The organism is Micromonospora sp. NPDC049274 (assembly GCF_040678875.1).
Classification (GTDB): Bacteria; Actinomycetota; Actinomycetes; order Mycobacteriales; family Micromonosporaceae; genus Micromonospora.
In genome coordinates this window covers 1-22,624 of sequence record NZ_JBFAQS010000001.1, presented here as the reverse complement: position 1 = coordinate 22,624, position 22,624 = coordinate 1, and the positions used below count along the sequence as shown (strand labels likewise).

Annotated in this window: 21 protein-coding genes; 5 read left to right on the top strand and 16 right to left on the bottom strand. The window is 70.4% G+C overall.

The window, feature by feature from the left end; all coding sequences use genetic code 11:
• From AB0K10_RS00105 to AB0K10_RS00075, 7 genes are all read right to left on the bottom strand, one after another.
• On the bottom strand, nucleotides 1-1,030 hold a 1,030-nt coding region (locus AB0K10_RS00105; protein WP_363678338.1), incomplete at its 3' end, for an ABC transporter permease.
• The gene (locus tag AB0K10_RS00100; RefSeq protein WP_363678336.1) at nucleotides 1,027-2,781 is read right to left on the bottom strand and encodes an ABC transporter ATP-binding protein; all 1,755 of its coding nucleotides are present in this window, start codon (nucleotides 2,779-2,781) and stop codon (nucleotides 1,027-1,029) included. The genes AB0K10_RS00100 and AB0K10_RS00105, both read right to left, overlap by 4 nt.
• A gap of 92 nt (nucleotides 2,782-2,873) precedes the next feature.
• Entirely contained in the window at nucleotides 2,874-3,944 is a 1,071-nt protein-coding gene (locus AB0K10_RS00095; RefSeq protein WP_363679526.1) for a BMP family ABC transporter substrate-binding protein, read from the bottom strand.
• A gap of 276 nt (nucleotides 3,945-4,220) precedes the next feature.
• Nucleotides 4,221-4,568, bottom strand: coding sequence for a hypothetical protein (locus AB0K10_RS00090; RefSeq protein ID WP_363678334.1), 348 nt, complete (start codon nucleotides 4,566-4,568; stop codon nucleotides 4,221-4,223).
• A 71-nt stretch (nucleotides 4,569-4,639) separates the two neighbouring features.
• A complete protein-coding gene (locus AB0K10_RS00085) occupies nucleotides 4,640-5,455 on the bottom strand; it encodes an ABC transporter permease subunit (RefSeq protein ID WP_363679524.1) in 816 nt (271 codons plus the stop codon).
• Between the two features lie 107 nt (nucleotides 5,456-5,562).
• Nucleotides 5,563-7,191, bottom strand: a complete 1,629-nt coding sequence (locus AB0K10_RS00080) for an ABC transporter permease subunit (RefSeq protein WP_363678329.1) — start codon at nucleotides 7,189-7,191, stop codon at nucleotides 5,563-5,565.
• Entirely contained in the window at nucleotides 7,191-8,438 is a 1,248-nt protein-coding gene (locus AB0K10_RS00075; protein ID WP_363678328.1) for a maltose ABC transporter substrate-binding protein, read from the bottom strand. The genes AB0K10_RS00080 and AB0K10_RS00075 overlap by 1 nt, the downstream gene beginning before the upstream one ends.
• A 197-nt stretch (nucleotides 8,439-8,635) precedes the next feature.
• Between AB0K10_RS00075 and AB0K10_RS00070 the strand changes: the two genes are divergently transcribed.
• The 3 genes from AB0K10_RS00070 (at nucleotide 8,636) to AB0K10_RS00060 (ending at nucleotide 11,967) form a co-directional block, all read left to right on the top strand.
• The gene (locus tag AB0K10_RS00070; RefSeq protein WP_363678326.1) at nucleotides 8,636-9,682 is read left to right on the top strand and encodes a LacI family DNA-binding transcriptional regulator; all 1,047 of its coding nucleotides are present in this window, start codon (nucleotides 8,636-8,638) and stop codon (nucleotides 9,680-9,682) included.
• A gap of 73 nt (nucleotides 9,683-9,755) precedes the next feature.
• Nucleotides 9,756-11,387 (top strand): glycoside hydrolase family 13 protein, encoded by a 1,632-nt coding sequence (locus tag AB0K10_RS00065; RefSeq protein WP_363678324.1) that lies wholly within the window; start codon nucleotides 9,756-9,758, stop codon nucleotides 11,385-11,387.
• Nucleotides 11,388-11,595: 208 nt separating this feature from the next.
• Nucleotides 11,596-11,967 carry a VOC family protein gene (locus AB0K10_RS00060; protein WP_363678322.1) on the top strand — a complete coding sequence of 124 codons (372 nt, stop codon included), beginning with the start codon at nucleotides 11,596-11,598 and terminating at the stop codon, nucleotides 11,965-11,967.
• Between the two features lie 36 nt (nucleotides 11,968-12,003).
• Here AB0K10_RS00060 and AB0K10_RS00055 read toward each other — a convergent pair whose 3' ends face one another.
• From AB0K10_RS00055 to AB0K10_RS00030, 6 genes are all read right to left on the bottom strand, one after another.
• Entirely contained in the window at nucleotides 12,004-12,441 is a 438-nt protein-coding gene (locus AB0K10_RS00055; RefSeq protein ID WP_039907332.1) for a hypothetical protein, read from the bottom strand.
• Between the two features lie 81 nt (nucleotides 12,442-12,522).
• Nucleotides 12,523-12,909 carry a GntR family transcriptional regulator gene (locus tag AB0K10_RS00050; RefSeq protein WP_363678320.1) on the bottom strand — a complete coding sequence of 129 codons (387 nt, stop codon included), beginning with the start codon at nucleotides 12,907-12,909 and terminating at the stop codon, nucleotides 12,523-12,525.
• On the bottom strand, nucleotides 12,909-13,832 hold the full coding sequence (locus tag AB0K10_RS00045) for a YhjD/YihY/BrkB family envelope integrity protein (protein ID WP_363678318.1): 924 nt from the start codon (nucleotides 13,830-13,832) through the stop codon (nucleotides 12,909-12,911). Before AB0K10_RS00045 ends, AB0K10_RS00050 begins: the two co-directional genes overlap by 1 nt.
• Nucleotides 13,833-13,911: 79 nt before the next feature.
• Nucleotides 13,912-14,481 carry a 2'-5' RNA ligase family protein gene (locus AB0K10_RS00040; protein WP_363678316.1) on the bottom strand — a complete coding sequence of 190 codons (570 nt, stop codon included), beginning with the start codon at nucleotides 14,479-14,481 and terminating at the stop codon, nucleotides 13,912-13,914.
• A gap of 25 nt (nucleotides 14,482-14,506) precedes the next feature.
• On the bottom strand, nucleotides 14,507-15,532 hold the full coding sequence (gene trpS / locus AB0K10_RS00035; protein ID WP_363678314.1) for a tryptophan--tRNA ligase: 1,026 nt from the start codon (nucleotides 15,530-15,532) through the stop codon (nucleotides 14,507-14,509).
• 33 nt (nucleotides 15,533-15,565) lie between these two features.
• Entirely contained in the window at nucleotides 15,566-16,606 is a 1,041-nt protein-coding gene (locus AB0K10_RS00030) for a hemolysin family protein (RefSeq protein ID WP_363678312.1), read from the bottom strand.
• Between the two features lie 190 nt (nucleotides 16,607-16,796).
• Here AB0K10_RS00030 and galE point away from each other — a divergent pair, with 190 nt between their 5' ends.
• Together galE and galK are read left to right on the top strand one after the other, a co-directional pair.
• Complete coding sequence (gene galE, locus AB0K10_RS00025; RefSeq protein ID WP_363678310.1) at nucleotides 16,797-17,780, top strand: UDP-glucose 4-epimerase GalE; 984 nt, start codon at nucleotides 16,797-16,799, stop codon at nucleotides 17,778-17,780.
• Nucleotides 17,781-17,835: 55 nt separating this feature from the next.
• The gene (gene galK, locus AB0K10_RS00020; protein WP_363678308.1) at nucleotides 17,836-19,005 is read left to right on the top strand and encodes a galactokinase; all 1,170 of its coding nucleotides are present in this window, start codon (nucleotides 17,836-17,838) and stop codon (nucleotides 19,003-19,005) included.
• A gap of 110 nt (nucleotides 19,006-19,115) precedes the next feature.
• On the opposite strand, the gene AB0K10_RS00015 is transcribed toward galK, so the two are convergent.
• From AB0K10_RS00015 to AB0K10_RS00005, 3 genes are all read right to left on the bottom strand, one after another.
• Nucleotides 19,116-20,432: a GTP-binding protein gene (locus AB0K10_RS00015; RefSeq protein ID WP_363678306.1), complete on the bottom strand. Its 1,317-nt coding sequence runs from the start codon at nucleotides 20,430-20,432 to the stop codon at nucleotides 19,116-19,118.
• Nucleotides 20,432-21,343, bottom strand: a complete 912-nt coding sequence (gene cysD, locus AB0K10_RS00010) for a sulfate adenylyltransferase subunit CysD (protein ID WP_363678304.1) — start codon at nucleotides 21,341-21,343, stop codon at nucleotides 20,432-20,434. Before cysD ends, AB0K10_RS00015 begins: the two co-directional genes overlap by 1 nt.
• Before the next feature lie 65 nt (nucleotides 21,344-21,408).
• Nucleotides 21,409-22,239 (bottom strand): inositol monophosphatase family protein, encoded by an 831-nt coding sequence (locus AB0K10_RS00005; RefSeq protein ID WP_363678302.1) that lies wholly within the window; start codon nucleotides 22,237-22,239, stop codon nucleotides 21,409-21,411.
• Nucleotides 22,240-22,624 lie beyond the last annotated feature (385 nt).

Below are 22,624 nucleotides of genomic sequence, written 5' to 3'. Positions count from 1 at the left end.
GGCCGGACAGGATCCCGGAGAACACCATGATCAGGACGAAGGTCCGGGTGACGCTGATGCCTGCCGTGCGGGCGGCGTCCGGGTTGGCCCCGACCGCGCGCAGCTCGAAGCCAAGCGTGGACCGGTTCAGCAGCCAGGCAACCGCCCACGTGGCCAACACCGCGAGCAGGATGCCGGCGTGCACCCGCAGGTTGTCGCCGAGCAGGCGGGGCAGTTCTGCAGAGGAGTCCACCGACTTGCTGATCGCGTCGGGGCGACCCGGGTCCTGCACCCCCTTCTGCACGATCAACCACGTGAGGAAGTACGTGGCGATGTAGTTGAGCATGATCGTGATGATCACCTCGTGGGCGCCGGTACGCGCCTTGAGGATGCCCGGGATGAAGCCCCAGACCGCCCCGCCCAACGCGCCGGCCAGCACCGCGACCAGCAGGTGCAGGCCGGGGGGCAGCGGGAGCAGGAAGCCGGCGAGCGCGGCCAGGATCACGCCGACGGTGGCCTGACCCTGGGCGCCGATGTTGAACAGGCCGCCGCGGAAGGCCAGTGCCACCGCCAGGCCAGTGAAGGCGAGCGGCGCGGTGTACGTCAGCGTCTCGGAGATGGGCGCGAGCACCGCCTGCCAGCCGTTGGCCCCGTTCACCCAGCCGCTGAAGGCCTGCGGGTCGAAGACCGAGCCCTTGAACAGGTTGGCGTACGCCTCGCTCACAAGCGTCCAGCTGGCGGTGAAGGCGTCCGACGGTCGGGCGGTGATGTACGAGTAGGTGTGCAGTACGTCCGGATCAGAAATGATCATCAGTACCGCGCCGACGACGACCGCAAGCACCAGCGACAGCAGGGTCACCGTGAACGTGTTGGCCGCCCAGAGATTGTCCAGGAAGAGCCGGCCCAGGGAAGGCTTCGGCTGCGACTCGGGGGCCTTCGGCACGGTGGTCGTGCCGGCCCGCTCGGTGTTGCCGAGCGCGTTCTGCGCCGCCTGCGCCTCGCTTGCCGGCTCCTTGTCCGGGGAACCCGACTGCGGATTGCTGTCGCTCATGCCTCGTCCTCGCTCGCGGAGCCTGCGTCGCTCGCCCGGCTCCCGTCGTCCACGCCGGGTTCGCCGGCAGCGGGGGTCGCGCCGGCTCCGGCCTCCGCGCCGGGCTCGTCGGCGGCGGGGGTCGCGTCGGCCCCGGCGGCCGTGTCCGGGTCGATGCCGGCCATCAGCAGACCGATCTCCTCACGTGGGGTGTCCGGGCCGACGATGCCGATGATCCGTCCGCGGTACATCACCGCGATCCGGTCGGCCAGCCCGACCACCTCGTCGAGTTCGCTGGAGACCACCATGACGGCGGTGCCGATGTCCCGCTCGTGAATGATCTGGCTGTGGATGAACTCGATCGACCCGACGTCCACACCGCGGGTCGGCTGGGCGGCGATGAAGAGCTTCAGCGGCCGGGACAGCTCCCGAGCCACGATCACCTTCTGCTGGTTGCCGCCGGACAGGGTGCCCACGGCCGCGTCGGCCGAGGAGGTGCGGACGTCGAACTGCTCGATCCGCTCCCTGGCCGACGCCGCGATCGCGTCCGGCTTGAGGGCGAGCCCGGCTCCGAACGGCGCCCGGTCGTAGATGTCCAACACGAGGTTCTCGGCGACGCTGAACTCCTTGACGAGGCCGTCCACGCTGCGGTCCTCGGGGACGTAGCCGACGCCGGCGCGGAGCACCTTCTTCGTCGTCCAGCCGTCGATCCGGTCGCCGCTCAGGCTGACCGTGCCGGCGAGCACCGGGCGCAGGCCCATGATCGCCTCGATCAGTTCCGTCTGACCGTTGCCCTGCACACCCGCCACGCCGAGCACCTCGCCCGCGCGCACGGTCAGGTCCAGCCCGTCGACGGCGCGGATCTGCCGGTCGTCGTCGACGACCAGTCCCGCGACCTCCAGCACCGGCTCGCCCGGGGTGGCCGGCGCCTTGTCCACGTCGAGCCGGACGTTGCGGCCGACCATCAGGGCGGCCAGCTCGTCCCGGCTGGCCTCCGGCGAGGCCGTGCCGACGGTCTTTCCGCGCCGGATGACTGTGATCCGGTCGGCGATCGCCTTGACCTCGCCGAGCTTGTGGGTGATGAACACGATCGACTTGCCGGCCGCCTTCAGCGACCGCATGACCGTCAGCAGTTCCTCGGTCTCCTGCGGGGTGAGCACCGCGGTCGGCTCGTCCAGGATGAGCAGGTCGACGTCGCGGGTGAGGGCCTTGACGATCTCGACACGCTGCTGGATGCCTACCGGAAGGTCCTCGATCACCGCGTCCGGGTCGACACGCAGGTTGTAGCGCTCGGACACCTCGGTGACCTCGCGCCGGGCCCGCCGCCGGTCCAGGAAGCCGGCGATCCCGCCCCGGACCTGCTCGGCGCCGAGCATGATGTTCTCGGCCACGGTGAAGACCGGCACCAGCATGAAGTGCTGGTGCACCATGCCGATCCCGGCCCCGATGGCATCGGACGGGCCCTTCAGCTTCAGCGGCGTGCCGTCGACCAGGATCTCGCCCTCGTCGGGCTGGTAGAGCCCGTAGAGCACGTTCATCAGGGTCGACTTGCCCGCGCCGTTCTCGCCGAGCAGGGCGTGAATCTCTCCAGGCTCCACCGTCAGGTCGATGTGGTCGTTGGCGACCAGATCACCGAACCGCTTGGTGATGCCGCGCAGTTCGAGTCTCAGCGCAACCTCCTGGAGTGCGAGCGATGGTGCAGCGTAGCTGCCGGTCGACCGGGCCGGACCGGGCCGGTCACCGTGGCGCGCGATCGGCCGCTCCGGCCCCACGGGTGGGTCACCCGCGAGCCGGAGCGGCCGGATCGGTCGTACCTGTCCCCCGCCGCCCCTGCGATGATCTCACCGGAGGAGCCGGCCGGTTGTCACTTGGTCGGCTGGGCCTTCGAGGTGACGGTGATGGTGCCGGCGGCGATGTCCGCCTTGATCTTGTCGACCTCGGTCTTCAGCTCGGCCGGAACCTTGCTGTCGAAGTCGTGGTACGGGGCGATGGAGACGCCGTTGTTGGCCAGGGTGCCGACGAAGCCGGGCTTGGCCTGGAGCTTCTCGCCACCGGCGGCCTTGAGCACGGCCTCCTTGACGGCGTCCGGGATGTTCTTGACCACGGTGGTCAGGATCGCGGCGCAGTCCGGCGTGCTCTCGCAGCCGTCGACGTCCACCCAGATGGTGCTGTACTTGCCACCGGAGGCCTTGGCCGCGGCGGTGGTGCCGAGGCCGGAGCCGCCGGCGACCGGCATGACGATGTCCGCACCCTGGGCGACCAGCGTGTCGGAGACCTTCTTGCCCTCGTCCTGCTTGGCGAAGTCGTTGGTGAAGGAGCCCTTCTGGGTCTCCTTGTTCCAGCCGAGCGCCTGGACGTTCTTGTTCTTGGTCTTGTTGAAGTACGCGACGCCGTCGACGAACCCGTCCATGAAGATGGTCACCGGCGGGATCGGAATCGCGCCGTACGTGCCCACCTTGCCGCTCTTGGTCATCCCGGCGGCCAGGTAGCCGGCCTGGAACGCGGCCTGGGCGGTGTCGAACTGCATCGGGTAGACGTTGGCGTCACCCGGGTTGGAGTCGACGATGCCGAACTGCTGGTTCGGGTTGGCCTTGGCGATCTTCGAGGTCGCGGTGGACATCAGGCCACCGACGGCAAGGATGAAGTCGCACTTCTGGTTGACGAACTGCGTCAGGTTCGGCTCGTAGTCCGCCTCGGCCTTCGACGCCACGTACTTGATGTCGATATTGTCGTTGGCGGCCTTGGCCTCCTGCAGGCCCTTCCAGGCCGAGGCGTTGAACGACTTGTCGTCGATGCCGCCAACGTCGGTCACCATGCAGGCGCTGTATTTCTTGGCGCCGCTGCCGGCGTTCTTGTCATCATCGGGGGCCTCGCCACAAGCGGCGGCGGCGCTCAGCACGAGCCCACCCACCGCGAAGATCGAAGCGATCCGCATCCCACGCACCGAGCGCAAGACGTCTCCTTCCCATTGCACACCGCGCCTTGTGCGGTGGCAGCCCATCAGCCGACCTGCGGGTGTGCCGCCGGCTGTCCCACGTTACGGACGGGAGCGTACGCCCGCGCCCACCCACCGGCCGACAATCGTGCACGACTGTTGAGCGCCTGTTACCCGGGTGTAACCCTTGCGTGGGGCACATCACTCTTCGTGCTGCTAACCGAGCGCCCAGGCGTCACTAACGTCCGGTTTCGGGGGTCGACCCCTCCTCGGACGCTACCGCCAAAAGACCGCCACCGCCGCGTTGACCAGGGTCAGGCCGACGATTGCGAGGAAGTGGCCGCGGTTGACCACGTCCCGCTTCCGGGAGAAGAAGACCATGACGAAGATCAGCAGCGCGATCACCAACTTCGTCACAAGTTTCGCCGGGTTCGGCTCGTCGTCACCGCCACCGCGCAGCGGGGCGGAGAGACCGAGCCCGGTCAGCAACTGGATCACAGCGCCCCAGAGCATTGCGGAATTGATCCGCAGCCTGCCGCTGACGTACTGAGCGATCGAGCCGCCGAGCAGCAGGGCGAAGCCGATCAGATGGACATAGAGGAGGATGAGTCGCAGTGCTTCCACGCCGCCCATCCTCCCCCATCAACGACAGTTCGTAGTAGGGGGTCGGCAGGTCGGCGCGTCGAACCCGCTTGTCATCCCTTGACCGCTCCGGCGGTCAGGCCGGAGACGATGTAGCGCTGCAGGAGCTGGAAGACCAGCACGGTCGGGATCGCGGTGAGCAGGGTGCCGGCCGCGAAGATGCCGAAGTTGTTGTTGCGCTCGTTGCCCTGCAACAGGCCGTACATGCCGACCGCGAGGGTCTTCGAGTCGCTGCTGGTGAGGAACACGTTGGCCATCAGGAACTCGTTGATGGTGCCGATGAACGCCAGCAGCCCGGCCACCGCCAGGATCGGCGCCACCAGCGGCAGCATGATCCGGAAGAAGACCTGTGCGTGCGACGCCCCGTCCACGGTCGCCGACTCGTCCAGCTCCCGGGGCAGGGTGTCGAAGAAGCCCTTCATCAGCCAGGTGTTCACGCCGAGCGCGCCACCCAGGTAGAGCAGCAGCAACCCCCACGGGGTGTTGAAGCCTATCGACGGCCACAGGTCGGTGATCGTTCCGAAGATCAGGTAGATCGCCACGATCGCCAGGAACTGCGGGAACATCTGGATCAGCAGCAGCGACAGCAGGCCCACCCGCCGCCCCCGGAAGCGCATCCGGGAGAAGGCGTACGCGGCCAGCGCCGAGAGGAACACCGACGCGAACGAGGCCACCCCGGCGATCAACAGCGAGTTGAGGAACCACCGTTCGAAGGCGGTCCGCTCGAACAGTCCGGTGACGTTGCCGAGCGACACCCCGTCGGTGGGCACCAGCTCGCTTGTGGAGAGCGTGCCCAGCGGGTTGAGCGCGGCGGACACCACGAACACGATCGGGAAGAGGCTGAACAGCACGGCGAGCACGGCGACCAGGTGCCGCCAGCCGACCTGGGCGAACCAGCGGTTGCGCCGTCGACCACCGGTGGTCCGGTTCGGGGCAGGTCGGCCGGCCGTGTCGCCGGTACGCGCGGTGAGGGTGGTCACGAGTACACCTCCTCCTGCTGGCGGGTCCGCCGGAAGCTGACCGCCGAGACGACGGCGACGATGGCGAAGATGAACAGCGAGATCGCTGCGGCGAAGCCGAGCTGCGCGCCCTGCCCGCCGAAGGCCAGCCGGTAGGTGTACGTGATGAGCAGGTCGGTGGCGCCGTTGGTCGGGTTGTCGGCCGGGAAGGGCGCACCCTCGGTGGTCAGGTAGATCGCGTTGAAGTTGTTGAAGTTGAACGCGAACGACGAGATCAGCAGCGGGGACAGCGCGATCAGCAGCAGCGGCAGGGTGACCGCGCGGAAGGACTGCCAGTGCGAGGCCCCGTCGACGGAGGTGGCCTCGGTCAGCTCCCGCGGGATGGCCTGCAGCGCGCCGGTGGCCACCAGGAACATGTACGGGTAGCCGAGCCACAGCTGGACGAGGATGACCGCGAAGCGGGCCGTCCACGGCTGGCCGAACCAGTCCACGTCCCAGCCGAACAGGTTGTTGATCAGCCCGAAGTCGGCGTTGAACATGTCCCGCCAGGCCAGCAGCATCGCGAACGACGGCATGGCGTACGGCAGGACCAGCAGCACCCGGTAGAGGTTTGTGCCACGCATCCGGGGCGAGTGCAGCACGAGCGCGATCAGCATGCCGAGCAGGAACGTGCCGCCGGTGGAGCCGATGGCGAATGCGAAGTTCCAGATCAGGGTGCTCAGGAACGGGCCGGAGATGTTCTGGTCGGTGAGCACGCGGGTGAAGTTGCGCAGCCCGACGTTCACCTTCCAGCCCTGGGCCAGCCGCTCGCCGTCGGCGGCGACGAAGGCGCCCACCTCTCCGTCAGCGGTCCAGGTCTGCCCGGTCGCGGCGTCCCGGACGCAGTCGCAGCCGGCGTCGTACGCCCGCACCGCCTTGCCCTCGTACGCCCTGGTCAGGCCGCTGGACCGCAGCGCGCCACCGGCGGTCGGGACGACCAGGTCGGTGATCTCCTTGCTGCGGGCGCTGGCCTGGCCGACGTTCAGCACGGTGTAGCCGTCGGCGGCGGTGACCTTGCCGCCCGCGTTGACTGTGACGTCGTCGGCGTCGAGTTGGCGCAGCCCGCCCGCGTCACCGGCGGAGACCGCCCCGCTGGTGGGGTCGGTGATGAGGAAGACCAGTGGGGCGGTGGCCGGGTCGCCCTTGGTGGCGATCGACAGGGTGTACTGGGCGGATCCGGGCACCTGGGTGACCGACGAGGTCTGGATCGCGACGATCGCCTCGTCCTTGCCGCCCCGGTGCCCGTCACCGAAGTTGGTGAAGGCGGTGCTCGCCGTGTAGAGCACCGGGAGGACCTGGAAGGCGATGAGGAACAGGGTTCCCGGGACCAGGTACTTGGCCGGGATGTGCCGCCGGGTGAGGTAGAGGTAGAACAGCCCGGCGGTGGTCGCCGCCAGCAGGGCCAGGCCGGCCCACATCTCTCCGTCGACGAGCGGGAATGCCGCCCAGAGGGCGATGCCGGCGGTGAGGCCGAGCAGGATCACCTTGCCGGCGAGGCCGGTCAGGGCGATCGGGGCGTGGTCACGCGAGCGCGGGGAGCGGGAGCCGACGGGCCCCCGGCCCGGGGCCTGCGTGGCAGACCCCGGGCCGGACTGCGGCGTACTCATTACTTGATCTGGCCGGAGATGGTCTTGCCGGCGGCGGTGATGGTGCTGGTCGGGTCGGCCCCGCCGATGACGGCGGCCTCGGCCTTGCCGAACGGGTCCCAGATGGCGGCCATCGCCGGGATCGCCGGGAGCACCTGGCCGTTCTTGCCGGCCTCCTGGAACTTGGCCAGGTCCGGGTCGCTGCCCTTGACCTGGTCGAGCGCGGCGGTCAGCGCCGGCGGCCGGGGCTCGGCGTTGTAGAGCGCGACGGCCAGGTCGGGGGTGGTCGTGTAGTTGGCGACGAACTCCTGGGCCAGCGCCTTGTTCTTGCCCTTGGCGGCTACGTAGAACGCCTGCACACCCACGAACGGCTGGGCCTCCTTGCCGCCGGCGAAGCCGGGGATCGCGGAGATGTCGTACGTGATGTTGGCCTTCTTGACGTCGGCGACCGCCCACGGCCCGGAGACCAGGTACGCGCACTTCTTGCCGGTGAAGGTGGCGATCGAGTTGGTGTCCGCGATGGAGCGCTTGAGCACGCCCTCGCCCTTCTCGCCCAGCGCGCCGATCTTCTTGAACGCCTCGATCGACGCGGGCTTGCCCACGCCCAGGTCCTTCGGGTCGTAGTCACCGTTGGCCCCGGCACCGAAGAGGTAGCCGCCGGCCGAGGTGTAGAGCGGATAGATGTGGTACGCGTCGCCGTTCTGGCCGACCTGGAGGCAGAGCGTCTCGGTGACCTTCTTCGACGCCTTGAGCTGCTTACCCGTGGCGACCAGGTCCTCAATGGTCTTCGGCGCTTCGGGGGCCAGCTCGGTGTTGCGGATCAGCGCCAGGTTCTCCTGCGCGTACGGCACCCCGTAGAGCTGGCCGTTGAAGGTGACAGCCTTGATGGCTGTCGCGTTGAACGCGTTCTTCTGCTCGGCGGCGAGCTGCACGGGGTCGATGGCCCCGTTCTGCACCAGGTTGCCGATCCAGTCGTGCGCGCCGACCACCACGTCGGGGCCACTGCCCTGCTGCGAGGCGGTGACGAAGTTGGTCTGCAGCTCCTTGCTGACGGCCTGGACCTCGACGGTGACGCCGTTCTCCTGGCCGAACTTCTCGGCGAACGGCTTGAGGGCGGCGGTGCGCTTGTCGTCCGCCCAGATCACCAGCTTGCCGCCGGCGGCCTTGGGGGACTCCTTCGCGGCCGGCTCGTCGCTGTCGCCACCACAGCCGGAGGCGGCGAGCGCCAGGGCGAAGAGGGCGACCACACCCGCGGTACGGATGCGCATCGGTACTCCTGTCGTCATGGCGGATCCGCCGGGGGAAGGACGGTCCACCAGTGGGAAAGCTGAAAGTTTTTGCCAATCGACGCAGCGATTCTGCGCGCTACTCGCGTATGTTGCGGGGACGTTAGCAAGACGTTGCAGATAATGGAAGGGCTTGCAGAGCACCCCGCAAGAACTTGCCGGTGGGCTAAAGTGCCGCCATGCGCGCTCGACTGTCCGACATCGCCCAGCAGGCCGAAGTCAGCGAGGCCACGGTGTCGCGGGTGCTCAACGACCGCCCCGGCGTGGCCCCGGAGACCCGACAGGCCGTCCTCACCGCCCTCGACGTCCTCGGCTACGAGCGGCCGGCCCGGCTGCGAAAGCGCAGCGCCGGCCTGGTCGGCCTGGTGGTGCCCGAGTTGGACAACCCGATCTTCCCCGCGTTCGCGCAGGTCATCGAGTCGACGCTGGCGCAGAGCGGGTTCACCCCGGTGCTCTGCACCCAGACCGCCGGCGGCGTGACCGAGGACGAATACGTGGAGATGCTGCTCGACCGGCAGGTCTCCGGGATCGTCTTCGTCTCCGGCCTGCACGCCGACACCGCCGCCAACCACGACCGCTACCGGGCGCTCATCGCCCGACCGTTGCCGGTCGTGATGATCAACGGGTACGTCCCCGGCATCGGCGCCCCCTTCGTCTCCTGCGACGACCGGGAGGCCGCCGACCTGGCCGTGGCTCACCTCGTCGCGCTCGGGCACCGACGGATCGGCCTGATCACCGGTCCGGACCGGTTCGTGCCGGTGCAGCGAAAGGTGGCCGGCTGGCGGGCGGCGATGACCCGACTCGCCGGCGTCGCCGAGGCCGACCTCGGCCCGCTGGCCGAACTGACGCTGTTCGGTGTGGAGGGTGGCGAGGCGGCGGCCGGTCGGCTGCTCGACCGGGGCGTCACCGGCCTGGTCTGCGGCTCCGACCTGATGGCGCTCGGCGCGGTGCGGGCGGCCCGGCACCGCGGTCTGACCGTTCCCGGCGACGTCTCCGTGGTCGGCTACGACGACTCTCCGCTCATGGCCTTCACCGACCCGCCGCTGACCACCGTGCGGCAGCCGGTCACCGCGATGGCGGTGGCCGCGGTCCGGGCCCTGGTGGACGAGATCAACGGGCATGGCGCCCCGCACTCGGAGTACCTGTTCCGCCCCGAGCTGGTCGCGCGAGGTTCCACCGCGGTGGCCCCCGCCGCCGTGCGGTTTCCTTACGCAAGATCTGCTTGACTCTTGCAGGGGCGGACGGCATATTGCTCAGACAGCCGCGCCCGAGCACGAGACAGACGGGGAAACATCACCAATGACCGTCAGCGCCACCACCCCGCCCCGCGCCGACGACTGGTGGCGCTCGGCGGTCGTCTACCAGGTCTACGTGCGCAGCTTCGCCGACAGCGACGGTGACGGCGTCGGGGATCTCGCCGGCATCCGGGAGCGTCTGCCGTACCTGCGGGACCTCGGCGTGGACGCGCTCTGGCTGACCCCGTTCTACACCTCCCCGATGGTCGACGGCGGGTACGACGTCGCCGACTACCGCGACGTCGACCCCCTGTTCGGCACTCTCGCCGACTTCGACGCGATGATCACCGACGCGCATGCCCTCGGCCTGCGGATCATCGTCGACCTGGTCCCCAATCACACCTCCAGCGCGCACCGCTGGTTCACCGAAGCCCTCACCGCCGGTCCCGGTTCGCCCGAGCGGGCCCGCTACCTCTTCGCCGACGGCCGGGGTACGCACGGCGAGCTGCCCCCCAACGACTGGGAGAGCATCTTCGGCGGCCCGGCCTGGACCCGGATCCCCGACGGCCAGTGGTACCTGCACCTGTTCGACCCGGCCCAGCCGGACCTCAACTGGCGCAACCCGCAGGTCCGCGCGGAGTTCGAAGACGTACTGCGGTTCTGGCTGGACCGGGGCGTGGACGGCTTCCGCGTCGACGTGGCCCACGGCATGATCAAGGCCGAAGGGCTGCCGGACGTCGGCTTCAGCACGATGACGACCGGGCAGCGCCAGGTCGACCTGCTCGGCAAGGCCCGCCTGCCCTACTTCGACCAGGACGAGGTACACGAGATCTACCGCGCGTGGCGGCCCATCCTGGACAGCTACCCGGGTGCTCGGATGGCAGTCGCCGAGGCATGGGCCGAGACCCCGCAGCGCCTGGCCCGCTACATCGGCCCGGACGAGCTGCACCAGGCGTTCAGCTTCGACTTCCTCGACGCCACCTGGTCCGCCGACTCGTTCCGCAAGGTGATCGACACTGCGCTGGCCGAGGCGACGGTGGTCGGCGCGCCCACCACCTGGGTGCTGTCCAACCACGACAAGCAGCGACACGTCACCCGTTACGGCGACGGCCCGGAAGGGCTGCGCCGCGCCCGCGCCGCCAGCCTGCTCATGCTCGCCCTTCCCGGCTGCGCCTACCTCTACCAGGGCGAGGAGTTGGGGCTGCCCGAGGTCCTCGACCTCCCCGACGAGCTGCGCCAGGACCCGGCGTTCCTACGGACCGGCGAGAGCCGCGACGGCTGCCGGGTGCCCATCCCGTGGAGCGGCGAGCTGGCGCCGTACGGCTTCGGGCCGGCCAGCAGCGAGCTGAGCTGGCTGCCCGCCCCGGCGACCTGGCGTGCCCTGTCGGTCACCGCGCAGGCCGGCACTCCCGGCTCGACGCTGGAGCTGTACCGAGCCGCCCTGCGCATCCGTCACGAACACCCGGCGTTGGCCCTCGGCGCCGGCCCGGTCAGCTGGCTGGAGAGTGGACCGGGCGTGCTGGCCTTCTCCCGCACCGCCGGCGCAACCGTGCTGACCTGCGTGGTCAACCTCAGCGGCGCGCCGGTGGAGATCGACGGGTACGGCGAGCCGATCGTCGCCAGCGCGACGCTCACCCGGCAGGGCGCCGGCCATCTGCTGCCCGTCGACGCGGCCGCCTGGTTGGAACGGCGCTGAGCGGGTAAGCCGTTCTCGACCTGGTCGTCCGTCGTGCCCCGCGCCAACGGGCGGCTGGGCTACCGGCCCCTTGTGGTGGGGGGTGAGGTGCACCGGCGTCACGCGGAGTCCGCTCCGCGCGGCGCCGGTGTTCGTGTGCGGGCGGGTGGTGTGCCTCGTCGCCGCCGCGGGTACCGCCAGGGACACCGTCGCGACGGAGGTGACCCCCATGGTGGTACGGATGGCGCAGTACACGATCGATGTCGAGGACCTGGACGTGATGGTCGCGTTCTGGTCGGCGGCACTCGGCTACGAGGTGCGGCAGGGCGACGACGGTAGCGCCAAGCTCCTGCCGCCGGGGCCGCCGTCCGCCGCCGCGCCCACCATCTGGTTGCAGGGCTCCGGCACCGCCAAGCAGGGCAAGAACCGCGTCCACCTCGACCTGGTCGCGGACACCGACCCGCAGGCCGAGGTACGTCGGCTGGTGGGCCTCGGCGCGCGACACGTCGACGTCGGCCAGACCGGGAACGAGGGGTTCACAGTGCTCGCCGACCCCGAGGGCAACGAGTTCTGCGTGCTGGACCGCCCGCCGACGCGCTGACCCGCCGCCGTCACTTCCCCGCTCTGACGCGCCGCGTCACTTCGCGGTCAGCAGGGCCGCGATCCGGGTGAAGCCGGCGCGGACCTCCGCCTCGTTCGGCGGCTCGACGGGTTCGCCGTGGCCCGCCTCGTCCGCCGCGGCGTCCAACTCCTCGTCGATCACGTCCTCGAAGTCGCCGTACAGGTCGGCCCCCTCCACCTGACGGGCCTCGTCCTCGGCGGCGACCTGCGCGGCGGCGATCTCGCTGCGGATCTCGTCCGCCGAAAGCGCCGGCAGTAGCGGCTCGACCACTGCCATCAACTGCTCCTCGGCCACCACCGCCTCGGCCAACGCCAACGCGTGCGGTCGCTCGTACGGCCCGCAGACCACCGGCTCCCACTCGTCGAGGTCGCCCAACGGCCCGAAGGTGATGATCCACGGCAGGCCGAGCATCGGCGAGTCGGCCGGCAGGTCCAGTGTCATGAGTGCGCCCACCGGCTCATCATGGTCCGCGAACGCGAGCATGGGTGCCGTTCTGTTCAGTTACCGCCCGTCCGGCGGTCGATCAGGAACCGGTCAGCCGGGTCGGGCGGCATCCAGAGCGGCCCGGACCAGGGCGAGCGCGGTGGCGGGCGGGACGCCCAGCCGAGCCGCCTCGGCCGCGTAGCCCGCCGCCGCCCGGTGCAGCCGGTCGACGGCGTCGTCGCGACCAGGCGCCACGAACGTGCCGTTGCGCCCCCGGGTCTCCAGCAACCCCGCCCCCTCCAGCTCCCGGTACGCCCGGGCCACGGTGTTCGCGGCCAGCCGCAGGTCGGCGGCGAGCTGCCGGACGGTGGGCAGACGGCTGCCCACCGGCAACCGCCCGTCGCCGATCAACTCGGCGAGCTGCAACCGCACCTGCTCGTACGGGGGCACCGGCGAGTCCGCGTCGACGGTTATCAGCACGTCCGGCACCTCCGCCATCAGCCCGCACCGCCCGGCGCGCCGGGATCGGTGTCCTCGTCGATATCCACCGGCCGGGCGCCCTCCGCCAGATCCACCACACGCCCGCTCGTACTGGTCGCGAGCAGCGCCGCCCCGAACAGAACCAGTTGGTTCAGCAGGTAGAGGTAGAGCAGCAGACCGACGGCGCCGGCCACCACCGTGTACGCCGGGTTGCGCTCGGTACGCACCACGTAGTACCGCCCGACCGTGTTGAGCAGCGTGATGCCGACCGCCACCAGCAGCACCACCGGGCGCAGCCGGGACCGGCTCATCCGCAGCCGGGGCACCGCGAGCAGCAGCGCGGTGGCGAGCACCGCGTTGACAAGCACGCTGAGCACCGCGCTGACAGTGGTCAGGCCCACCGACCCAGTGCTGCGCAACAGGAAGCGCAGCAGCGACTCCAGCGCGTCCACCGCCGCCACCGAGAGGCCGAGCAGCACGAAGACGCCGATCATCACCCCCAGGTCGACCAGTCGCCGAACCACGAGATTGCCGGGCTGCTGGTTGAGCGCGTACATGAGCCGTTGGGAGGAGCGGATCGCCTCCACCCAGCCGATCCCGGTGAAGACCAGGATGACCAGGCCGACCACGCCGACCGTGCCGCTGGAGTTGGCGATCTGCTGCGCGTCCAGGAACGGCAGGTTCTCCTTCAGGAACCCGGCCGCCGCCGCGGAGACCTCGTCGTTGTCCTCCAGGATCGCGCCGAAGATGGAGTACGCGACCAGCGCCAGCGCGAAGACGGCGAAGAAGCCGTAGTAGGCGATCGCCGCGGCGAGCCGTCCGGCCAACACCTCGGCGTAGAGCGCCCCGGCACGCCACACGTGGTCGAACAGGTTCGACCGGCGGCGCGCGGCACTCACCCAGCGGTCGATGCCCGCCTCGATCCGGCCGATCACGTTCACGCGATCATCCTCGCCGATCTTTCACCGCCACCGTGGCAACCGGCGCAGGAGTGCTCGCCGCCCGGCGGGTCGCCGACCGTCAGTCGCCGAGGCGGAAGTCCCGACGGGGTTGCCACCGGGTCTGCCCGCTGTGCGAGAAGAGGGTGAACCCGTCGACCTCGAACATCGCGGAGAAGTCGGCCAGATCCTCGTACACCCTGTCCAACGCCTCCGGAGCGACGTCCTGCGCCACGGTGACGTGCGGATGGTACGGGAAACGGGTCTGGCGGTGCAGGCCCGGCGCGGCCGCGATGGCGGCGGCCAGCAGTTCGCATTCGCTGATCCCGGCGGCCACCGCGACGAACACCACCTGCGTCACCGGCCGGAACGTGCCGGTGCCCCGCAGGTGCAGCGTGAACGGCAGATGCGCGGCGGCCACGGCGGCGAGGTGCCGCTCGACGCCCGGCAGGACGGCAGTCGGGATCTCGGTCGGGCCGAGCAGCGTCACGTGCGCCGGCACCGCGAGCGGATCGCCCGCCTCGACCCGTCGCCGGGTGAGCTGGGCCCCCCACGGCTCCGGGATGTCCACCGCGATGCCGATCTGGACGGTGTCGCCGGACGGCGGCACCCCGTCACTGCGATCCACGCTGCGCGCCGCCACGTCGGCCACCGACCCGCCCACCTGTCCCGCAGCGCTATTCGCCGCGCACCGGCGGGAAGAAGCCGACCCGCTCGTACGCGGACCGCAGGGTCGCGCCGGCCACCGACCGGGCCTTCTCCGCGCCGGCGGCGAGCAGCTTGTCCAGCTGCGCCGGGTCGTCGAGGTAGGTGCGTGTGCGCTCCTGGATCGGGCGGACGAACTCCGTCACGACCTCGGCCAGCTCCTTCTTGAGGTCTCCGTAGCCGCGGCCGGCGAACGCTGCCACCAGCTCGTCGATGCCCCGCCCGCTGAGCGCCGAGTAGATGGTCAGCAGGTTGGACACGCCCGGCTTGGTCTCGGCGTCGAAGACGATCTCCCGACCGGTGTCGGTCACCGCGGAGCGGATCTTCTTCGCCGACCGGGCCGGATCGTCCAGTAGGTCGATGATGCCGGCGGGCGAGGACGACGACTTGGACATCTTGGCCGTCGGATCCTGCAGGTCGGTGATCTTCGCGGTGTCCTTGACGATGTGCGGCGCGGGCACCGTGAACGTCGCGCCGAACAGCGAGTTGAACCGCTGGGCCAGGTCGCGGGAGAGCTCCAGGTGCTGGCGCTGGTCCTCGCCGACCGGCACCGCGTTGGCCTGGTAGAGCAGGATGTCGGCGGCCTGCAGGACCGGATAGGTGAAGAGCCCGACGCTGGCCCGCTCGTTGCCCTGCTTCTGCGACTTGTCCTTGAACTGGGTCATCCGGCTCGCCTCGCCGAAGCCGGTGATGCAGCCGAGCACCCAGGCCAGCTGCGGATGCTCGGGCACCTGCGACTGCACGAAGAGGGTGCTGCGCTCCGGGTCGAGACCGACCGCGTAGAGCTGGGCGGCCGCGACCCTGGTCCGCTGGCGCAGCAGCGCCGGATCGTGACCCGCGGTGATGGCGTGCAGGTCCACCACGCAGTAGAACGCGTCGTGGGTGTCCTGCAGGGCCACCCAGTGCCGCACGGCTCCCAGGTAGTTGCCGAGGTGGAACGAGTCGGCCGTCGGCTGGATGCCGGAGAAGACGCGGGGTCGCTCGGAAACGTCGGGCATGGCGATAATTCTGTCAGCAAGCGGGCCGGGCCGTCATGACGGGCCGGCGCGTCGGCCACCGCCGGCCGGTGTCGGGGCGCTGACCTCGCGTGGCACGCCCGCGCGCCGCTGCTCCGGCACGCGGAGCGCCGACACGGCCAGCCGGGCGACCCGACGGCCGTCCAGGGCCAGCACGCGAAGCAGCCAACCGTCCGCCGGGTCCGCCGGATCGGGGCCGCCGTCGTCGGGCGGTTCGGCGGGTACCGGCACCTCGTCCCCGGGCAGTGGCAGCCGGCCCAGCACGGCCATCACGTACCCCCCGACCGTCTCGTACGGCCCGACGGGCAGCGTCACGCCGGTCCGCTCGGCGAAGTCGGCGAGGTTGAGCCGGCCGTCGACCACCGCAGGCAGGCCGGCGTGCGTCGGGTCGGGGGGCGCGTCGTACCCGTCGTGGATCTCCCCGACGAGTTCCTCGATCAGATCCTCCAGGGTGACGATCCCGGCGGTCCCGCCGTACTCGTCGATCACCACCGCCAGGTGGTGGCCCTCCCGGCGCATCTCGGTCAGCGCGGCCAGGACCCGTTTGCTGCCGGGCACCTGCTTGACCTCGCGGGTCAGCTCGCCGACGGTGCCACACGGGTCGGAGTCCGGACGCAGCAGCACGTCCCGCAGGTGCACGAACCCGACCACGTCGTCGTGGGTGCCGTCGGTCACCGGGTAGCGGCTGTGCGGCTCGGCCCGCACCAGTCGGGCGGCCTCCGCGATGGTCAGCCGGGCCGGCAGGAAGACCACCTCGGTCCGGGGCATCATCACCTCGCGCACGAGACTCGCCCCGGCCACCAACACCTCGTCGATGATCCGCCGCTCGTCCGGATCGAGCACGGTGTTCACCGCGACCAGATCCCGTAACTCGGCCTCGGAGATGCGTTCTCGACCCGCCGCCGGACCGGCCCCGAGCAGGTCGGTGACGAGGCGGCTGGCGCCGTCGGCGGTACGGACCAGCACCCGGGCGACGGCTCGGGCGAGCGGGCCGGGATCGCGGCGGGGCCTCCCCCGCACGCGTCGCCGGAGCCCGGAACGGGCCGCTTCCCGCATGACAGAGATGGTAGACACCGGGCGCCCGCCGTACCGGGAATCGCGCGGAGTCGAGGGGATGTGCGGCTCTGTTTAAACATGAGAGATTATGATGGAATGGGTTGGCGGCGTGATCGGCTCCGGTCCCATCCGCCGCCGTAGGGTGATCACCAAGGGCCACGTCCCGGCGGGCCAGGCAGGAGGCAACGACGTGAAACTGCTCGTCACCGGAGGCGCCGGGTTCATCGGCAGCGTGGTGACCCGGATGCTGCTCGACGCGGGCCACCAGGTGGTCGTCCTGGACGACCTGCGCACCGGTCACCGCGAGGCGCTCGCCCCGGACGCGACCCACGTCGAGGCGTCCATCCACGACGCCGCCCAGGTGCTCACCCCCGACGCCGGCTTCGACGGGGTGCTGCACTTCGCCGCCCTCATCGCCGCCGGCGAGTCGATGGTGAAGCCGGAGCTGTACTGGCAGACCAACACGGTCGGTTCGCTCGCCCTGATCAACGCCGTGCGCGCCGCCGGGGTGCCCCGGCTGGTCTTCTCCTCCACCGCCGCCGTCTATGGCAACCCCACTGAGTTGCCGATCACAGAGACCGCGGTCAAGGCGCCCACCAACACGTACGGCGCCACCAAGCTCGCCGTCGACCTGGCGCTCACCTCCGAGGCCATCGCGCACGGGCTGGCCGCCGTCTCGCTGCGCTACTTCAACGTCGCCGGCGCGCACCTCGCCGGGGACGTCGCGCTCGGTGAGCGGCACGACCCGGAGACGCACCTCATCCCGATCGCCCTGGAGGTCGCCGCCGGGCGGCGGGAGAAGCTCCAGCTCTTCGGCGACGACTACCCCACTGTGGACGGCACCTGCGTGCGCGACTACATCCACGTCGCCGACCTGGCCCGCGCCCACCTGCTGGCGCTGGACGCCGCCACCGGGGGCCAGCACCGCATCTACAACCTCGGCAACGGCAACGGCTTCACCAACCGGCAGGTGGTCGACGTGGTCCGCGAGGTCACCGGGCACCAACTGCCCGTCGAGGTGGCGCCGCGCCGCGAGGGCGACCCCGCCGAGCTGGTCGCCTCGTCCGCGCTGGCCCGCGACGAGCTGGGTTGGGTGCCGCAGAAGCCCACCCTGCACGACATGGTCGGCGACGCCTGGGCGTTCTACCGCACGCACGTCCTGGAGCAGTCATGAGCGCGAGGAGTGAGCCGGGCTCGCGAGCCCCGCAGTCGCGAACAGGGGAGACATCATGAGCGCGCCGAGCGGTGACGTCGCCGAGCGGGCCGCCGCCGGCTTCACCGACCAGTACGGCGGTCAGGCCACCGGCCGCTGGGCCGCACCCGGTCGGGTCAACCTGATCGGTGAACACACCGACTACAACGACGGGTTCGTGCTGCCGTTCGCGCTGCCGATGCGTACCGTCGTCGCCGCCGACCGGCAGGACGACGAACGCTGGACGGTCTGGTCCGAGCTCTCCGACGAGACGATCAGCTTCGGCGCGGACGACGTGGCCGAGCCCGGCCGGGTGACCGGCTGGGGCGCGTACGTGGCCGGGGTGGTCTGGGCGCTGCGCGAAGCCGGCCATGTGGTGCCCGGCGCCCGGCTGGCGATCGCCTCCGACGTGCCGCTGGGCTCCGGGCTCTCGTCGTCGGCGGCGCTGGAGTCGGCAGTACTCGCCGCCCTGCTCGACCTCGGTGGGCTGGACCTGGCCCCCGAGCGGCAGCCGCGGCTGGCGCAGCGGGCGGAGAACGTCTACGTGGGTGCGCCGACCGGCATCATGGACCAGTCCGCGGTGATCCGCTGCCGCGCCGGGTACGCGCTCTTCCTCGACTGTCGCGACGAGTCCGTCGAGCAGATTCCGTTCGACCTGGACGCCGCCGGGCTGGCCGTGCTGGTCATCGACAGCCGCGCACCGCACCGGCACGCCGACGGGGAGTACGCCGCCCGCCGCCGATCCTGCGAGGCGGGCGCCAAGGCGCTCGGCGTGGCCGCACTGCGCGACGTCACAGTCGACCAGCTCGACAGCGCGTTGGCCCGTCTCGACGACGAGGAGACCCGACGACGGGTCCGGCACGTGGTCACCGAGGACCAGCGTGTGCTGGACACGGTGGCGCTGCTGCGCGCCGGCCGGGTCCGGGACATCGGCCCGCTGCTCACCGCCTCGCACGTCTCCATGCGCGACGACTTCGAGATCACCGTGCCGGAGATCGACACGGCCGTCGAGGCGGCGCTGTCGGCCGGCGCGCTGGGTGCCCGGATGACCGGCGGTGGGTTCGGCGGCTGCGTCCTGGCCCTGGTCGAGACCGATCGGGTCGAGGCGGTGGCGGCAGCCGTCACGGCCGCGTACGCCGAACGAGGCTTCACCGCCCCCACCACGGTTCCGGTCCTCCCAGCCCCCGGCGCAACGCGCCTGCACTGACCCCCACCCCCACTCGGGTTGATCAAGAGGTTTGCGTCAGTTCGAGCCCGGATTCTGACGCAAACCTCTTGATCATTCGCCGATGCGGCGGGCGGGGCGGGCGGGGCGGGTTAGCTGGCCTCGACGATCATGGCGGCGCCCACCGTGCGGTTGGTGGTCTCGTCGATGATGACGAAGCCGCCTGTCGTGCGGTTGCGCCGGTACTCGTCCGCGAGCAGCGGCACCGTGGTGCGCAGCCGTACCCGGCCGATCTCGTTGAGCCGCAACTCGTCAGCCGACTCGTCGCGGTGCAGCGAGTTGATGTCCAGCCGGTAGTGCAGGCCGCGCACGATCGCGCGAGCCGACCGGGTGGTGTGCTTGATGGCGTACCGGGCGCCGACCCGCAGCGGCTGGGTCTCGTCCATCCAGCAGACCATCGCCTCGATGTCCTGCGCGACAGCGGGCGCGTTGTTCGGCCGGCAGATCAGGTCACCCCGGGAAATGTCGATCTCGTCGGCCAGCCGTACCGTCACCGACATCGGCGGGAACGCCTCCGCGACCGGCCCGTCGGCGGTCTCCACGGCGGCGATCCGGCTGGTGAAGCCGGACGGCAGCACCATCACCTCGTCCCCCGGCTTGAGCACACCGGAGGCGACCTGACCGGCATAGCCGCGGTAGTCGGTGACAGTCGTGGACTGGGGGCGGATCACGTACTGCACCGGGAACCGGACGTCGACCAGGTTGCGATCGCTGGCAATGTGCACCCGCTCCAGGTGGTGCAGCAGCGACGGACCCTCGTACCACTGCATGTTCTCCGAGCGGGACACGATGTTGTCGCCGCGCAGCGCGGAGATCGGCACCACGGTCAGGTCCGGAACGTCGAGCTTCGCGGCGAACGCGGTGAACTCGTCGGCGATCCGCTCGTAGACCTCCTGCGACCAGTCGACCAGGTCCATCTTGTTGACACACAGGACGAGGTGCGGCACCCGCAGCAGCGAGCAGAGGAACGCGTGCCGGCGGGACTGCTCCACCAGGCCCTTGCGCGCGTCCACCAGGATCAGCGCCAGGTCGGCGGTGGAGGCGCCGGTGACCATGTTGCGGGTGTACTGGATGTGCCCTGGGGTGTCCGCGATGATGAACTTGCGCCGGGGCGTGGCGAAGTACCGGTACGCCACGTCGATGGTGATGCCCTGCTCCCGCTCGGCGCGCAGACCGTCGGTGAGCAGCGCCAGGTTGGTGTACTCGTCGCCACGGGCCGCGCTGACCGCCTCCACCGCCGCCAACTGGTCGGTGAAGAGCGACTTGGTGTCGTAGAGCAGCCGACCGATCAGGGTCGACTTGCCGTCGTCAACGCTGCCGGCGGTTGCGAACCGCAGCAGGTCCATCGGCCGCGCCTCACCGGTGGCCTCGGTGCCGGCGGCGGCCGAGGCCACGATCTCGGTGGTCATCAGAAGTACCCCTCACGCTTGCGGTCCTCCATGGCGGCCTCGCTGACCCGGTCGTCACCACGGGTCGCGCCCCGCTCGGTGATCCGCGTGGCCGCCACCTCCTCGATGACCTTCTCCACGGTGTCCGCGTCCGAGCGGACCGCCGCAGTGCAGGAGGCGTCGCCGACGGTGCGGTAGCGCACCTGCGCCTTGAACCGTTCCTCACCCGCGCGGGGACGGAAGAACTCGTTGACCGCGTAGACCATCCCGTCGCGCTCGATCACTTCGCGCTCGTGCGCGTAGTAGATCGACGGCAGTGGGATGCGCTCGCGGGCGATGTAGTGCCACACGTCCAGCTCGGTCCAGTTGGACAGCGGGAAGACCCGGATCGACTCACCCGGGTGGTGCCGGCCGTTGTAGAGCGACCACAGCTCCGGGCGCTGGTTCTTCGGATCCCACTGGCCGAACTCGTCGCGGAAGCTGAACACCCGCTCCTTGGCCCGCGCCTTCTCCTCGTCGCGGCGGGCGCCACCGAACAGCGCGTCGAAGCGGTGCTTCTCCACCGCGTCCAGCAGCACCGGCGTCTGGATCCGGTTGCGCATCCCGTCACCGGACTCGCGAACCAGCCCTTTGGCCAGGGCCTCCGGCACGCTCGCCACCACCAGCTGCAACCCCAACTCGGCGACCCGCTGGTCGCGGTATTCGAGCACCTCGGGGAAGTTGTGCCCGGTGTCGACGTGCATCACCGGAAAGGGGATGTTGGCCGGAGCGAACGCCTTCTGCGCCAACCGCAGCATGACGATCGAGTCCTTGCCGCCGGAGAAGAGCAGCACCGGGCGTTCCATCTCGGCGACAACCTCGCGCATCACGAAGATGCTCTCGGCTTCGAGGGCGTCCAGGTGGGAGACCCGGTAGGCCGCGGGGGAGGTCATGACACTCGCTCGCTCATCCGATTTCCAGACCTTTCCGGTCGGACATGTCAAGAAGCGTGCTCAGGCTACCCGGAATGCCTCTGCAGCGCTGCAAGCAACCGGTTGGCGAGATCCTTGCGACAGACCAGCAGGTCCGGCAGGCGCGGATCCGCCTCGTTGTATCGAAGCGCAGAACCGTCGATCCGGGAAGCGTGTAGTCCGGTGGCCGTCGCCACAGCGACCGGGGCCGCCGAGTCCCACTCGTACTGCCCACCCGCATGGATGTACGCGTCCACCTCGCCGGTCACCACCGCGGCGATCTTCGCACCGGCCGAACCCATCGGCACCAGGTGCGCGCCGACATCCTCGGCCAGGTCGGTGAGGAACACCGGCGGGCGGCTCCGGCTGGCCGCCAGACGGATCTTCCGCTCACCGGCCGTCGCCGCCTCCACAGTCATCGGCGGGTACGCCGGCGGATAGTCGGTGCCCAGCACCCGGTGCTGCGCCGGCAGCCCCACCGCCCCGGCGACCAGCCCGTGCGGACTCGGCGCGCTCCGCGCCCAGAGCGCGATGTGCACCGCCCAGTCCGAGCGGCCCTCCTCGGAGAACTCCCGGGTGCCGTCCAACGGATCGATGATCCACACGCGGTCCGCCGTCAACCGGGACACGGCGCCGGCGTTCACCTCGGCCGCCCAGGCCAACCGGGAGCCCTCGTCCTCCTCGGAGAGCACCGCGTCCCCCGGCCGCCACCGCGCCAACTCCGTGCGGATCAGGTCGTGCGACACCTTGTCCCCGGCCGACTTCAGCGCCCCCGTGTCCGCGAAACCCAACTCCGTACGAAGGTCGAGCAGCGCCTGACCGGCCCGGGAGGCCAACCATCTGGCGAACGCCCCGTCGATCATCGGAGGACTGCCCATCTGCCCGCTCCCGTCGCCTAGCCGCGGCCCGTGCCCGCACGCACCGATCGGCCGCGACCCGCGTCGCCGGTCACGGCACGCCGAAAGGCGCAGACTACCGGCCAACCGTTTCCGATCCGGTACGCCGGGCCGCCTCCGGGGCCTGTTTCATGAGGGCGGTCGAGCCGAGGCGGAGTCCGGCCAGTTCTTATGAAACAGGCCCTAGCTTGAGTTTTAACCCGTGCGGCGGGGTCGTGGGGTGGTCGGGGGCTTCTTTCTGGTTGTGCTGTTCGGCTGGTTTGTCCTGGTGCCGATGTGGACGTCGTGGCGGGTGGCGGGATGTGAGTTGCGGCGTCCTGGTGGTCGTCCGGGTCCTGGCCGGGAGGGTTTCGGTGCGTTGGCGGGA